At 58.3% G+C, this 15,433-nt stretch carries 8 protein-coding genes; 2 read left to right on the top strand and 6 right to left on the bottom strand.

The genetic code is table 11. From position 1 onward, the window contains the following. Complete coding sequence (locus LOY43_RS15640) at positions 1-2,538, bottom strand: PAS domain S-box protein (RefSeq protein WP_220556345.1); 2,538 nt, start codon at positions 2,536-2,538, stop codon at positions 1-3. A gap of 113 nt (positions 2,539-2,651) precedes the next feature. On the opposite strand from LOY43_RS15640, the gene LOY43_RS15635 reads away from it, so the two are divergent. Together LOY43_RS15635 and LOY43_RS15630 are read left to right on the top strand one after the other, a co-directional pair. Beyond that, complete coding sequence (locus LOY43_RS15635) at positions 2,652-3,761, top strand: PilT/PilU family type 4a pilus ATPase (RefSeq protein WP_095047807.1); 1,110 nt, start codon at positions 2,652-2,654, stop codon at positions 3,759-3,761. A 128-nt stretch (positions 3,762-3,889) separates the two neighbouring features. After that, on the top strand, positions 3,890-7,657 hold the full coding sequence (locus tag LOY43_RS15630) for a hypothetical protein (RefSeq protein ID WP_258708329.1): 3,768 nt from the start codon (positions 3,890-3,892) through the stop codon (positions 7,655-7,657). A 48-nt stretch (positions 7,658-7,705) separates the two neighbouring features. Here the strand turns inward: LOY43_RS15630 and LOY43_RS15625 are convergent, their stop codons facing one another. The 5 genes from LOY43_RS15625 to LOY43_RS15605 all read right to left on the bottom strand — a co-directional run bounded on the left by LOY43_RS15625 (position 7,706) and on the right by LOY43_RS15605 (position 15,429). After that, a complete protein-coding gene (locus LOY43_RS15625; RefSeq protein WP_095047805.1) occupies positions 7,706-9,661 on the bottom strand; it encodes an acetoacetate--CoA ligase in 1,956 nt (651 codons plus the stop codon). Positions 9,662-9,812: 151 nt separating this feature from the next. After that, on the bottom strand, positions 9,813-10,586 hold the full coding sequence (gene hbdH, locus LOY43_RS15620; RefSeq protein ID WP_220556342.1) for a 3-hydroxybutyrate dehydrogenase: 774 nt from the start codon (positions 10,584-10,586) through the stop codon (positions 9,813-9,815). A gap of 7 nt (positions 10,587-10,593) precedes the next feature. Continuing rightward, positions 10,594-11,985: a GntP family permease gene (locus LOY43_RS15615; protein WP_007912313.1), complete on the bottom strand. Its 1,392-nt coding sequence runs from the start codon at positions 11,983-11,985 to the stop codon at positions 10,594-10,596. Positions 11,986-12,281: 296 nt separating this feature from the next. Further along, complete coding sequence (locus LOY43_RS15610; RefSeq protein ID WP_258708328.1) at positions 12,282-13,688, bottom strand: sigma-54-dependent Fis family transcriptional regulator; 1,407 nt, start codon at positions 13,686-13,688, stop codon at positions 12,282-12,284. Positions 13,689-13,854: 166 nt separating this feature from the next. Further along, the gene (locus LOY43_RS15605) at positions 13,855-15,429 is read right to left on the bottom strand and encodes an ABC transporter ATP-binding protein (RefSeq protein WP_095126358.1); all 1,575 of its coding nucleotides are present in this window, start codon (positions 15,427-15,429) and stop codon (positions 13,855-13,857) included. Positions 15,430-15,433 lie beyond the last annotated feature (4 nt).

Here is a 15,433-nt window from a genome sequence, read left to right as displayed (position 1 = left end):
TCACGGGGTTTGGCTGATCATCGTGTGGATCTTGCTGGCCAGCAGCTCAATGGCAAACGGTTTGGCAACCATGTCCATGCCGTCCTCAAGAAATCCCTGACGCTCGGCGGCTTTCTGCGCATAACCGGTCATGAACAACACCTTGAGGTCCGGCCGATGCTGGCGGGCGATCTCCGCCAGTTGCCGGCCGTTCATGCCTGGCAGGCCGACGTCGGTGACCAGCAGATCCACGCGTAGATCGGACTCCAGCAGGGGCAGGGCGGTCTTGGCATCTTCGGCTTCGTGGGCCTGATAACCCAACTCCCGGAGCAGATCGAGCACCAGCATGCGCACCGCTGGGTCATCCTCAACCACCATCACGGTTTCACCGGTCGCCGTCGCCGACGGTTGTTCAACGGCGACGATGGCCGGCCGTTCCGGTTCGACGCCATACAAGCGCGGCAGGTACAAGCGCACGCAAGTGCCCTGGCCCGGCAGGCTGTCGAGGCTGACATGACCACCCGACTGCTGGGCAAACCCATAAATCATCGACAGCCCCAGCCCGGTGCCCTGGCCGATGGGCTTGGTGGTGAAGAATGGATCGAAGGCCTTGGAGCGCACCGAGGGCGTCATGCCGGTGCCGTTGTCGCTGACCGCCAGCATCAGGTAATCGCCGGCCTTGACCGGTTCGAGCGTGGTGATGTCGCTGCCGTCGAGGTAGACGTTGGCCGTTTCGATCACCAGTTCACCGCCATCGGGCATCGCATCACGGGCATTGATGACCAGGTTGAGCAGGGCGTTTTCCAGTTGGCTGACGTCGGTGCTGACCGGCCACACGTTCTCGGCCAGACGCAGGGTCAGTTCGATCGGATCGCCCTTGGTACGGCGGATCAGGTCTTCCAGCGAATGCACCAGTTCATTGGCGTCGAGGGTTTTGCGATCCAGCGACTGGCGCCGCGAGAACGCCAGCAATCGATGGGTCAGCGCTGCCGCACGGTTGGCCGATGACACGGCGGCTTCGGTAAAACGGCCAATTTCGTCAGCCCGGCCGTTGGCGATGTAGCGCTGCATCAAATCGAGGCTGCCGATAATGCCGGTGAGCATGTTGTTGAAGTCGTGGGCGATACCGCCGGTGAGCTGGCCGACAGCCTCCATCTTCTGCGCGTGGCGCAAGGCATCTTCGGCGCGCTCGCGTTCGAACATCTCGTTCTGCAAACGCTGGTTGGCCTGGGCCAACTGTTCGGTGCGGGCGCTGACCCGTTCTTCCAGGGTTTCGTTGAGATTGCGCAAGGCTTCTTCGGTTTTCTTGCGCTCGGTCTCATCGATCACAAAGATATAGAAACCACTGATCGCGCCGTCGGCGGCGTAACGCGGCAGGTAATTCATCAGCGCGTGGCGATTGCTGCCATCGCGGTGCGGGGTATACAGGCTGAATGAGCACGGTCTGCCGGCCAGCGCCTCGGCAATGTAGGGCAGGCGCAGGAAATACGCTTCTTCACCGATGACTTCGCGAATCGTGCGCCCGTAGAGTTCCTGTGGCGTGAGGCCGTACCAATCCAGATAGGCCGCGTTGTTGAGGCGAAAGCGCTCTTCACAGTCGACATAACTGATCAGGATCGGCATGGCGTTGATGATCAGTTGCAGTTCGGTCTGGCTCTGGCGCAACGCCTGTTCGGTGTGTTTGCGCTCGGTCAGGTCCAGCGCCGCGCCGAGAAAACGCATGGGCCGGCCATGATGATCCTTGTAGCAGCGCCCGCGGGCGAATACCCAGCGCACCTCGCCATCGCCTTGCTGCAAGCGATATTCCTCAGCGTATTCGGTGCCGTGGGTGATGCAGTGCTTGATGCTGCGCGCAATCATGGCGCGGTCTTCCGGGTGCACGCCTTGCAAGTAATCGCTGATCGGCAACCGACCGGCGAGGCTGGGGTCGACGCCATGCAATTGGGCGAAATGCGCATCGGCGATAAAGCGGTCTTCGCCGATGTCCCAATCCCAGGTGCCGACAGCATCGGTCGCAGCCAGGGCCAGTTGCAGGCGCTCCTCGGTTTCCCGTTGGGCTTTGAGGCTTTCTTCCGAGCGTCGCTGCAGTTCCAGAGCGATGCGGCGGCGTTCGTTGGTTTCGATCGCGGTGACGAGGATTCCGGCGACTTGCGCGGTCTCATCACGAATCGGGCTATAGGTCAGATCCAGCCAGAAGTCGGATTCTCTGCCGTCTCGTTGCAGGGTGAAGCGTCTTTCGCTGTAGGTGCGAACCTGGCCCTGTAGGACGGCGCTGTAAATAGGGTCGGTAAAGTCGCGAAGTTCCGGCCAGATCTGGTGCGCAGGCTGTCCGAAAGCGTGCGGATGCTTGTGGCCGGCAAGCAGGGCGAAACCGTTGTTGTAGATCTGCGTGAGCTGCGGCCCCCACAACAACAGCATCGGCATCGGCGAGTGAATCACGATGTCCACCGCGGTGCGCAGGCTCTGCGGCCAGTTGCCGGCAGCGCCCAGGGGGCTGCGGCTCCAGTCGGTACGGGCGATCAGTGCCTGTGCGTCGTCGGTGTTCGGTACAGCATTCATTACATCAATCCTGAGCGTGGTTCGTTGAGGCGACGTCTATCATTGTTGCAGTTGATCTGCGCCAGGCGCAGGCCGTTGTCTGTTCATTGAATGCTTCGCGGGTGCTTTTTGCCATGGAAATCGATGCGCTGTTGTCAATTTTGTCCAATAAAAACGGTTCGGACCTGTTCCTCTCCACGGGAGCACCGCCCAGTGCGCGCATTGACGGCGTGCTCACAGTGTTGAGCGAACGCCCGTTCAAAAACGGTGAAACCGCGGCCATCGGCGCCTCCCTGATGGACGCCGAGCAACGACGGGAGTTCGACCGGGATCTGGAAATGAACCTGGCGATTTCGCGAGCGGGCATCGGGCGTTTTCGCGTCAATATCTTTAAGCAGCGCAATGATGTATCGATCGTCATTCGCAATGTCAAACTCGACATCCCGCGTTTTGCCGATCTGAAATTGCCGGCAGTACTGCTTGACACCGTCATGCTCAAGCAGGGCTTGATCCTCTTTGTCGGGGCCACCGATTCGGGGAAGTCGACCTCGCTGGCCGCGCTGATCGACCACCGCAACCGCCATAGCAGCGGGCACATCATCACCATCGAGGACCCGATCGAGTACATCCATCGCCACCAGCGCTCGATCATCAATCAACGGGAAGTCGGGGTCGATACACGCAGCTTCCACGCGGCCCTGAAAAACACCCTGCGCCAGGCACCGGACGTGGTGCTGATCGGCGAAATCCGTGACCGCGAAACCATGGAACATGCCCTGGCGTTCGCCGATACCGGGCATCTGGTGCTCTCGACGTTGCACGCGCACAACGCCAATCAGGCACTGGACCGAATTATCAATATGTTCCCGGAAGAACGGCGACCGCAGTTGTTGCATACGCTGGGAAACAACCTGAAAGCATTTATCTCGCAACGCTTAGTGCGCACCGTCGATGGGCAACGCAGGGCAGCTGTCGAGGTGCTGTTGGGCACGCCAACCATCGCAGATCTGGTTCGGCGCGGACAGTTCGAGGAGCTGAAACCGATAATGGAAAAATCCACCGAACTGGGTATGCAGACATTTGATGCGGCGCTGTACGCATTAGTCGCTGAAGGTGCAATCAGTGCGCAGGAAGCTTTAAAGAATGCTGATTCGGTGAATAATTTGAAGTTGCGGATGAAACTTTCTGAAGAGGCAAATGCTGGTAACGATACAACGTCCGAAGAATGGGGGTTGATCGATTAATGTTTTCTTGATTGTTTGTGGGGGGGTGGAAACAGTTATTCATGTTTTTTAGATGGATTGGTCGTATCAAAGAAAGTAGAACGTCATCGCGCTGAAGTTGTCAGCTAATTACTTGGTGAGGTTCTAGTGTGAATGATAAGGCCCGGAATAAAACGTTCTGGTCTTCGGCTGTTGCTCTTTCCGAATGGAAGAGCAGGGATGAAGCCGATGCCGTTGAGCGTCAATTGGTTTTGACTCAACTAGAGGCGGCGTTAAGCCAATACACGGATGATCAAAAGATCAATTGGTATGGACATGAAGTAGAGTTGCAAACCGGATCGTCGTTGTTCGAGATCTACAATCCCGGCAGCCTTTTGCTTAATGAGTTACTTGCTACCGGCCCGGTATTCGGTGCGATTGCCAGGGAAGGCGCAAGCGATCATGACGGACTTCTGCGCGTTACGCCCGACGGCAAGATGGAAGTCCGTGCGGTCAGGGGGTGGGTGGATCTGGTCGCGGCGCGGCACTTTGAATACAGTGTTCCGACACAATCTGCACTGACGTTGATTTCGGATATAGCTACAGTGGCCGGTGGTTATATATGGCCTGATAACGATATAACTCTCGATCAATGGTTTCGCTTTCATGACATAAGCTTGCCCGACAACAAGGCGAAGGTCAGGAATTTGATCGATTTGTTCAAGTTTGATCCGCCAGTGCCAGAGCCGGGCAACTACTGGGAGTGTTTTCAAACCGAAGATCCGGCATTGGTCGTATTAAGTGAGGAGCAGTTTTCAGCTATTCGTAATGCGACTGCCAAGTTGATGCCCAACAGAAAACTTCTCACGGCCCTCTACAATGTTACCGGTCGCGCCGCCGTCACACATGAGAGTGCGGCTCAACGGGTCATTGAACTCGTCAATCATCCGATTGCTCTTAATCTCGCCGGTGACTACCTGAAAGAACTGGGCTGGTTCGGTGTGAACGAGGGACAGCAGGCTTCCGATGACATTCTTCGGCAATTGCTGATGACGGCGATATTGCTCGACCTTGATCCATCGATTGGTCACGGCATACAACGTAATCGTGTGGTCGGACTTGATCTGTATGCGCCGAAAAATGTTGATCGTCACCCCTCGGTCATACTTGAGGCGCTGACGGCTGTGCTGCGAACCCGACAATGGCTTGAGGCTGGTCTGGAGCCGTTGGTTGCCCACTTGCTGTTGGCACGCAACGCACCCGAGTTTCTGGTCAGGGAGATTCCTTCGTCAGTTACCTTGGGTTCGATTGGATGGATCAATTTCTGTCGCGCCGTCATGCTGGTCGAGACACTGAAAACCGGTGCGACGCGTGGCATGACCTATGCGCAGGTCATGGCGTATGGCGAACTTGAACCGGTCAGTGAGTCGCAGAAACACAAGCGTGACCTGGCCATGATTGACCCAATTGTTGATTGGGCATTGATCAACCAGATTGTGACCGCCGCTGAACTTGAGCAGGCCGAGCAAACCACTACCCGACGTGCAATTGATGCATTCGAGCGCCACTCGGAAACGTTCGCTCAAATCGCCAAGGCATTTTCGACGCCGTTACCCGACAGAGCGAAGATTGCCCGATCCGCTTTGCAAGTCGCCGCGCCTGGTTGCGACAGCCTGGACGAAAAAGCACTGTCCGAGAAAGGCGGACAGCAAGTCATGTCGATGGTCGACTTGCATCAATCAGGTGATCTGGTCACTGGCCAGTGGGATAGACGTACCGTGCGCCTGGTCACTAACGGTGTCCTCAGGCCGGCCATCAACTACAACCCGTCCGGTGTCAGCCTTTACGCGCGTTACCCGAACTTGTTGAAGCTAGGATCCTGTGACGAGGAGATGGATCGTCAGTTGGCTGTGCATTTCAATGATTTGAACAGCGCCATGTTGTCTAGCGTGAAACTGGCTTTGGCGCAGATGCCAGAGGCGGATTTGCAAGTCTTCATGAATGCCGATATTCACTTCCTGACCGTACGCGAGTCCGCCATTTATTTTAAATCGCGCGGCCTGGGCGGGCCCCTGAAAATTGATCTTGACCAGGAAACAATGCAAAGCAGAGATGCCGCCACGGGACGTTTTGGCATTGTGATGTATGCGTCTCACGAGAATGCGGACATCTGCTACGAACTGTTCACATCGCGCGCAGAGACTCGAAAAAATGACGCTTTGGCGGCTTTCATCAAGCGAGAGCGAAAACTGCGACAACGTTCAAGAATGAGTGCCAGCGCGGATCTAACGTTTCCACTGAGCATCACCGCGACGCAACTCCTGCCGCTCGATGTAAAACGCTATACCCATGCGGCTGCCGAGGACTCTTCGATCACCAGCAGCATGGCCATCATCGATAATTTTGGCATGCTCAACGCGCCGCAAGCATCGTCGACGCCAAAGTCAGGGTTCTATCAAAAATTCAACGACCCGAATATCGAACGTATCGCCACGTTTCTGGTTAAAAATCGACCTTATCTGAACAAGAGCGAACTGAGAGAACTGGTGCGCGTACCGACTCCGCTTGAACTTTCCAGGGAGGAGGGCGAGCGATTGCTAACTTATTTCATCGACCTGGTGGTGCCTTTCAAAAAATGCATCGAGGATATTGCCTCGGGTGAACATGACAAGGTCGTCGACGGAGTTTACGGATGTCTGATGGATGGCATCGGCCTGGTGGGCACGGTGGCAGGAGCCACCTCCAAAGTCTTGAGCATTTCGGCGAAGGCTATTTCAACCACATCCAGGGCGGCGCGTTTTACCCGATTGGCATTCACCTCGGCCGTTTCCCTTCTCAACCCGCTGGATGGGGTGCCCTCTGGCATTCAGGCGGGCGGAAAATTGGTGAATAAGGGCTTGTTGCGTTTTAGCAAAAACAGCCATGAACTGGTTGCCAGGGCCAACAGCCAATTGCACAAACTCAGTGGCCGTCGGCAGTCCTATGATTTGCTCGGTGCGTCGCAAAGTACCCATTTGGGGTTGGGTCACTGGCAACCTCGCGGCACGCCTGGCAACGTTGTTGCTGTTCTGGCGGCCCGCAGCGGCAACCAATGGTACGCCTTGAACCGGCGTGGCAAGTTGTGGGGTCAACCGCTGAGCGGCTTCGCCTATCAAACACCCTTGCAGTTGCCGTATTCAACCAAGACACTTCCCGCGAGCTACACGTGCAACTTCATCGAAACAAGTCTACCTCGCGCTCGGGCGAAGATTGACAACGCTATTGCTGTGATCAGCCGACATGAGTTCAAGCGAGACGGCGATCTGCTGATGAAGGCACTGTTCGGTAACACGTCGCAGGTAGCGACTGATCGACTGGTGAATTATCTGCGCTTGATTCGCTTTGATTTCGCTGGCTTCTCAGTGAGCAACACGCTTCTCGATGCAGTGAAGCATAACGAGACACTCGCTTCTTTTGATGTGAACAACTACAAGCGTTGGAAAAGTGCCAGCTCCAACGACGCATCGGGTATTGCGTTTATCGAGATTTATACTCAAAACCTGAACAAACACTTCGTCAATCTGGGCTTCAACCATGACGTGGTGGCCGATGACCTGATCCACGAACTGTTTCATGGCAGTGCGCAGACCGTGGATGTCGGCTACGCCACGGACACAGAGCATGCAAGCCACAGCGGGCAGCGACTGGATGTAGCGCAGCTGCTGAATCTTGCGTCCGGCAACCTCCCTGTCGCGGACTCGATCGCTGGCAATCATGCGGTATCCAAGGCCTTTGAGAATGCCGACTCGCTGGCAATTGCCACTTCGTTACTGAGTCAAATGGCTACGGACAAAACGACATTCGACCGCAACATGACGATCATTCGCAGGGCACTCGATGCCAGTGGCGGTAGAGCGATTGGTCAGCCGGTTGTGATTACGCTGAACAAACCCCTCTGACGCCATGCACCGTCGTCAACGCTTGCCGTAAGCGTATCAGCGCCGGGTTCAAACGCTCAGTTCCAGCCGATCCCGAAACTGCTCCAGCGCTTCGGGATTGGCCAACGCATCGGTGTTTTTCACCGGCCTGCCGTGCACCACCTCGCGCACTGCAAGTTCGACAATCTTGCCGCTGATGGTGCGCGGAATGTCCGTCACCGCAACGATCTTCGCCGGTACATGCCTTGGGGTGGTATTGGCGCGGATCTCCTGACGGATGCGTTGCTCCAATGCGTCATCCAGTGCCAGCCCTTCGCGCAACTTCACAAACAGCACAACCCGCACGTCATCCTGCCACTGCTGACCGATAGCGACGCTGTCCAGTACTTCGCTGACTTTCTCGACCTGCCGATAGATCTCCGCTGTGCCAATGCGCACGCCACCCGGGTTGAGCACTGCATCAGAGCGGCCATGGATCAGCATCCCGCCGTGAGGCCGTTGCTCGGCGTAATCGCCCTGTGCCCAGACCCCGGGAAACAGGCTGAAATACGATTGCCGCAATTTTGCGCCGTCCGGGTCATTCCACAGGCCAATCGGCATGGCCGGGAAATGCCGGGTGCAGACCAGTTCACCTTTTTCACCGAGCACCGGTTGGCCGGCGTCATTCCAGACTTCGACCGCCATGCCCAGGCTCTTGCCCATGATCTCGCCGCGCCGCACCGAGGACAGCGGATTGGCGTTGACGAAGCACGAAACGATATCAGTGCCGCCCGACATCGACGCCAGGCATACATCCGCTTTCAAGTCGCGATAGACGAAGTCATAGCTTTGCGGCGATAACGCTGAGCCCGTGCACAGCAGCGTCTTCAGGCTGCCCAGATCATGACTTTCCCGGGGCTTGGCGCCGCTGCTTTCCAGGGTGGCGAGAAACTTGGGGCTGGTGCCGAACACACTGATGCGCTCGTCGTCGATCAAGTCGAGCAAACGCTGGTTGTCCGGGTGAAACGGCGAGCCGTCGTACAGCACCACCGCGCTGCCGACCGCGAGCGCCGAGACCAGCCAGTTCCACATCATCCAGCCGCAGGTGGTGTAGTAGAAAAGTCGATCGCCGGGGCCGAGATCGCAATGCAGGCCGTGTTCCTTGACATGTTGCAGCAACACGCCGCCGGTGCTGTGGACGATGCATTTCGGCACGCCGGTGGTGCCGCTGGAATACAGCACGTACAGCGGATGATGGAACGGCATCGGGACAAAATCCGGTTCGCCGCCGACCTGATAAAAGTCATCCCACAAAGTCACTTCGGCGTGAGTCTTGTATGCCTCGACACGGGCCTGCGGCTGAGCGTAAGGCACGATGATCAACTGCTTCAGCGTTGGCAGTTGCTCAAGTATTCCGTTGATCTTGTCGGTCTGCTCGATGACTTTGCCGGCATAGCGATAACCGGCGCAGGTGAGCAGCACCTTGGGTTCGATCTGGCCGAAGCGATCGATCACCCCATGGGTGCCGAAATCCGGCGAGGAGCACGACCAGATTGCACCGAGGCTGGTGGTGGCGAGCATCGCCACCAGGGTCTCCCAGGTATTGGGCATGCAGGCGGCGACGCGATCGCCAAGACCAACACCGGCGGCGCGCAAACCGGCTTGAAATCCGGCGACATGCTCGGCGAGTTCGGCCCAGGTCAACTGCTCGCGTTGACCGTTCTCCGCCACGCTGATCACCGCCACGGCATCGTCACGCCGCCGCAGCAAGTGTTCGGCGAAGTTCAGCGTGGCGCCGGGAAACCACTCGGCGTCGGGCATCTTCGAGCCTTCGCGCAGCACGGCATCGGGTTGCGTGTGGAAGCGGATATCGAAGAAATCGACAATCGCCTGCCAGAATTCCGCGCGCTGCTCGACGCTCCATTGGTGCAGGGCAGGGTAATCGTCGAGTTTCAGTGAATGGCGTTGATTGACCGCACGACGGAAGGTGTCCATGCGCGACTGGGCGATACGGTTGGCGTCGGGTTGCCAGAGGATGTCGGACATTGTTTGCCTCTTGTTTTATTCATGCACAAGGTCGAGCGCACACATAGCACCTGTGGGAGCGAGCCTGCTCGCGATGGCGGTGTGCCAGAACGGTAAAATTTAACTGACACAAAGCTATCGCGAGCAGGCTCACTCCTACCGGGACGCAGCATTACTGCGCCAACCACCCACCATCAATATTCCACGCCGCGCCGCGCACCTGGCTGCCAGCCTCGCTGCACAAAAACAACACCAGTTCGCCCAGATGCTGCGGCGTCACGAATTCCAGCGATGGTTGCTTCTCGGCCAGCAAATCATGCTGCGCCTGCTGCGGATCGACCCCCTTGGCCGCACGGTCGTCGATCTGCTTCTGCACCAGTGGCGTGAGCACCCAGCCCGGGCAGATCGCGTTGCAGGTGACATTGCTGGTCGCGGTTTCCAGGCCGACCACTTTGGTCAAGCCGATCACGCCGTGCTTGGCGGCGACATACGCCGCTTTGCCGGTCGAGCCGACCTGGCCATGCACGGAGGCGATATTGATGATTCGCCCCCAGCCTTTGGCGCGCATTCCCGGCAAGCTCAGACGCGTGCTGTGAAACACCGAAGACAGGTTGATGGCAATGATTGAGTCCCAGCGCTCGACGGGAAAATCCTCCACGGCGGCGACGTGCTGGATGCCGGCGTTGTTGACCAGAATGTCGACACCGCCGAATTCGCGCTCGGCGTAATTGATCATGTCGGCGATCTGCGTCGGGTCACTGACATCGGCCGGATGATGGCCGACCTTGCCGCCGAACCGGGCGACTTCGGCGATGACTTTCGACGCATCGCCAAAACCATTGAGAATCAGATTCGCGCCAGCCTTGGCCAGGCTCAGTGCGATGCCCAGACCAATGCCGCTGGTGGAACCAGTCACCAGCGCGGTCTTGCCGGAAAGAGTCGTCATGAATACCTCACACAATGCCAGTGGCGTAGAAAGTGCCGATCACTACGAAAACCGCCAGGGTCTTGATCAGCGTAATACAGAAAATGTCTTTGTAGGCTTCGCGGTGGGTCAGGCCCGTCACCGCGAGCAAGGTGATGACCGCGCCGTTGTGCGGCAGGGTGTCCATGCCGCCACTGGCCATCGCGGCGACGCGGTGCAGCACTTCCAGCGGAATGTTCGCGGCGTGGGCCGCACTGATGAACTGCTCGGACATCGCCGCCAGCGCAATGCTCATGCCGCCCGACGCGGAGCCGGTGATACCGGCCAGAAGGGTCACGGTGATGGCTTCGTTGACCAGCGGATTGGGAATCTGTTTGAGCCAGTCCGCCAGCACCAAAAAGCCTGGCAGCGACGCGATCACCGCGCCGAAGCCATACTCCGAGGCGGTGTTCATCGCCGCCAGTAATGCGCCGCTCACGGCACTTTTGCTGCCTTCGGCGAGCTTGCTGCGAATCGCCTGAAAGCCAAACGCCAGCACCATCAGAATGCCGACCAGCAAAGCCGCCTGCACGGCCCAGATCGCCGTCAATTTGGCGATCTCGGTGGTCACCGGTGCCGCCATGCCCGGCAGCGCGAGGCTGTGGGTCTTGCCGTACCACTGCGGAATCCATTGGGTGAAGAGCAGGTTCATGATGCCCACCGCCAGCAATGGCGACAGGGCAAGCCATGGGTTTGGCAGTTTCAGATCTTCAGCGGTTTCCGGCTCGTTGCGCAATTCAGTGCCGTAGCCTTCGCCAGCACGTTGCGCCTTGTTGCGTTGCCGCTGCAGAAACAGCATGCCGGCGCAGAACACGAAAATCGTGCCGATCACGCCCAGCCACGGCGCCGCCCATGCGGTGGTGTTGAAAAAGGTGCTGGGGATGATGTTCTGGATCTGCGGCGTGCCGGGCAGGGCGTCCATGGTGAACGAGAAAGCGCCGAGAGCGATGGTGGCCGGGATCAGCCGCTTGGGGATATTGCTCTGGCGGAACATCTCGGCAGCAAACGGATAGACCGCGAAGACCACCACGAACAGCGACACGCCGCCGTAAGTAAGCAGAGCGCAGACCAGCACGATCACCAGCATCGCTTGCTTGGTGCCGAGCAAGCGAATGGCCGCCGCGACAATCGAACGGGAGAAGCCCGACAGTTCGATCAACTTGCCGAACACGGCACCAAGCAGGAATACAGGGAAATACAGTTTGATGAAGCCGACCATTTTCTCCATGAACACCCCGGTGAACGCAGGGGCGACGGCGGAAGGGTCGGTGAGCAGAACTGCGCCGAGGGCGGCAATCGGGGCGAAGAGGATAACGCTGTAGCCACGGTAGGCGGCCAGCATCAGCAGCGCCAGGGCTGCCAAAGCAATGATCACGCTCATGGTGTGTCTCTCCAGAATTGTTATTTTTGTGGGTAGAACGGGTGTGGGAGAGGCTATAGCGAGATCTGTGCCAGATGTCTAACTAATTGAAATATAAGAATTTTATTGATTTGCTTGAGGGGTTTTCAGGTATTTTGTCTCATTTTGGAGACTGGGTTAAGCCGAAAAGATCGCAGCCTTCGGCAGCTCCTACAGTGCGGACGCGAATTTCCCCTGTAGGAGCTGCCGAAGGCTGCGATCTTTTGATCTTCAAACAATCGATCTACAGAAAGAGATCATTGTCTCTATTTGGAGACTCAGGCAATCCCCAACGCCACCATCTTCTTGTACAACGTCGACCGCCCAAGCCCCAATCGTACCGCCGCTTCCGGCACGTTCCCCGCACATTTCGCAAGAGCTGCCTGAATCAACTGCCGATCAAACCGCTCCCGCGCCTGAGCAAAAGTCTCTTCAGCCAGCGTCTCCATCGTCGGCACCGAGGCACGCTCAACTGGCGTCAAGGTGCCAATCGCCGCACGAATATCCTGCTCAGTCAGCATCAAGTCATCACTGAGCAACGCCGCCCGTTCGAGCACATTACGCAGTTCGCGAATGTTCCCCGGCCAGGCATGCTGGCCGAGCAACGCCAGCGCATCCCGGTGCAGTTCGTGTTGGCTGCGCAGTTCTTCCAGAATCGCTTCACTGAGTGCCGGTAAATCATCAAGGCGTTCACGCAATGGCGGCACCTGAATCGGCAACACATTCAGGCGATAGTACAAATCGGCGCGGAACTCGCCGCGCTTGATCGCCGCTTGCAGATCGGTCGAGGTGGCAGCAATCACGCGCACGTCGCTCTGAATCACCTCGTTGGAGCCGACCGGTTCGAACTCCTTTTCCTGCAACACGCGCAGCAGTTTGCTCTGCAAGGGCAGCGGCATGTCGCCGATCTCGTCGAGGAATAACGTGCCGCCCTGAGCGATCTGCAACTTGCCGGTGCGACCCTTGCGGTCGGCGCCGGTGAACGCGCCCGGTGCCGTGCCGAAAAATTCCGCCTCCAGCAGTGCCTCGGGAATTGCCGCGCTGTTGATGCTGACGAATGCTTTGTGCGCCCGTGGCGAGGCGCTGTGAATGGCTTGAGCCAGCAACTCTTTACCAGTGCCGGTTTCGCCGAGCAGCAACACTGGCGACTCGGCGCTGGCACTGCGCCGGGCGCGGCGCTTGACTTCAAGGCTGGCAGCGCTGGTGCCGATGAAATGGGCGAAGTTGTATTTGGTTTGTCGGGCGCGCAGCAGAGAACGGGTCGAGGCCAGTTCTTCCTGCATGCTCAAGTAACGTTTGAGCATCGGTGACAACGTGCGCAACTCGTCGAACAGGGCAAAACCGATCGCGCCGATGACCGTGCCGGCGTCGTCGTGGATTGGTAGGCGCATCACCACCAAAGGCTCTTTCGGCGTGTCCTGCATGTCCAGAAGAATAGGGCGACCGGTGCGCACGACTTCGCGCAACAGGCTGCCGGGAATTACGCTTTCACAGGGTTTGCCGATCGCGCCTGCAGCCGATTCAAGACCGAAACGCCGAGCATAACGCTCGTTCATCCAGACGATACTGGCATCGCGGTCGACAATCACCGTGCCCTCGCTGGATTGCTCGATGATCTCGAACAGCGAACGGATCGCCAGGGTGCGCACCCGTTGGTAGTCCTTGAGGCTTTCGGTGGTGTTCATGGAGGCTGATCCTGATTGTGTATGGCCTGTGCCGGCCCCTTCGCGAGCAGGCTCGCTCCCACAGTAGATTGGGTCTTTCCCAAATTTTGTGTCCGGCGTGAACCTTGTGGGAGCGAGCCTGCTCGCGAAAGCCTCGACCCGGTTTCACGCCGAACACATATGACGCCTACCCCGGATGCGCCGCCGCCAACAGCTCTTTGGTGTACGGATGCTGCGGTGCAGCAAACACCTCATGGCTGGCGCCACGCTCGACCACTTTGCCGTCCTTGATCACGATCATGTCGTGGGCCAGCGCGCGCACCACCGCCAGGTCATGGCTGATGAACAGATAAGTCAGACCGTGTTTTTCCTGAAGCTGGCGGAGCAGCGCGACCACTTGTTTCTGTACCGTGCGATCCAGCGCCGACGTCGGCTCGTCGAGCAGGATCAGCGCCGGTTTCAGCACCAGAGCCCGCGCGATAGCGATGCGTTGGCGCTGGCCACCGGAGAATTCGTGGGGATAGCGATGGCGACTTTGCGGGTCGAGACCGACCTCTTTGAGTACGCGGATGACTTGTTCATCGCACTCGTCAGCGCTTGACTCGCAATGCACTTCCAGGCCTTCGCTGATGATCTGCGCGACTGACATGCGCGGGCTGAGGCTGCCGAACGGATCCTGAAACACCACCTGCATCTGTCGGCGCCATGGGCGCATTTGCTTCTGATTGAGACCGTCGAGTGCCTCGCCCTGAAAGCGGATACTGCCTTCGGAGTCGAGCAGACGCAGGATCGCCTGACCCAGCGTCGATTTGCCGGAACCAGACTCGCCGACGATGCCCAGCGTCTTGCCACGCTGGATGCTTAGGCTGATGCCATCCACCGCACGCAGGTACTGCTTGCGCTGGAACAGACCGCCACCGACGACAAACTCAACCTTGAGATCGTCGACCTCCAGTACGTTTTCGCGCTCATCCCGAGGCAGTGCTTCGCCTTCGGGCTCGGCGTTGAGCAGCACGCAGCTATAAGGATGCTTCGGTTCGGTAAACAGGGTTTCGCAGGGCGCCTGCTCGACGATTTCCCCGGCCTTCATCACGCACACCCGTTGCGCGATGCTGCGCACCAGATTGAGGTCATGGCTGATCAGCAGCAGCGACATGCCCAGGCGCTGTTGCAGGGATTTGAGCAGCAGCAGGATCTTGCGCTGCACGGTCACGTCGAGCGCGGTGGTCGGTTCGTCGGCGATCAACAGCTCCGGTTCGCAGGCCAGGGCCATGGCGATCATCACCCGTTGCCGTTGTCCACCGGAGAGTTGATGCGGGTAAGCCTTGAGGCGTTCCTTGGGTTTCTGGATGCCCACCAGTCCGAGCAGTTCGAGGATCCGCGCCTGCGCCGCTTTGCCGCCGAGGCCACGGTGCAGCAGCAGGGTTTCGCCGATCTGTTTTTCGATGGTGTGCAGCGGATTCAGCGAGGTCATCGGCTCCTGAAAAATCATGGCGATGCGGTTGCCACGCAGTTCGCGCAAGACTTTGGGATCGGCGCCGATCAGTTCCTGTCCGCGATAGCGAATGCTGCCAGTGGTTTGCGCTTCGCTTTCGGGCAGCAATTGCAGAATCGAATGGGCGGTCACCGATTTGCCCGAGCCCGACTCGCCAACCAGGGCCAGACACTCACCGGGGCGAATGTCCAGGCACAGGTCGCGCACCACGGTCTGGTCATGGAAGGCAACGTTGAGGTTACGGATTTCAATCAGGTTGTCAGTCATGGCC

Origin of the sequence: Pseudomonas sp. B21-041 (assembly GCF_024748675.1) — a bacterium.
In the GTDB taxonomy this organism is placed as follows: domain Bacteria; phylum Pseudomonadota; class Gammaproteobacteria; order Pseudomonadales; family Pseudomonadaceae; genus Aquipseudomonas; species Aquipseudomonas neuropathica.
This window is presented reverse-complemented; position numbering and strand designations above follow the sequence as displayed.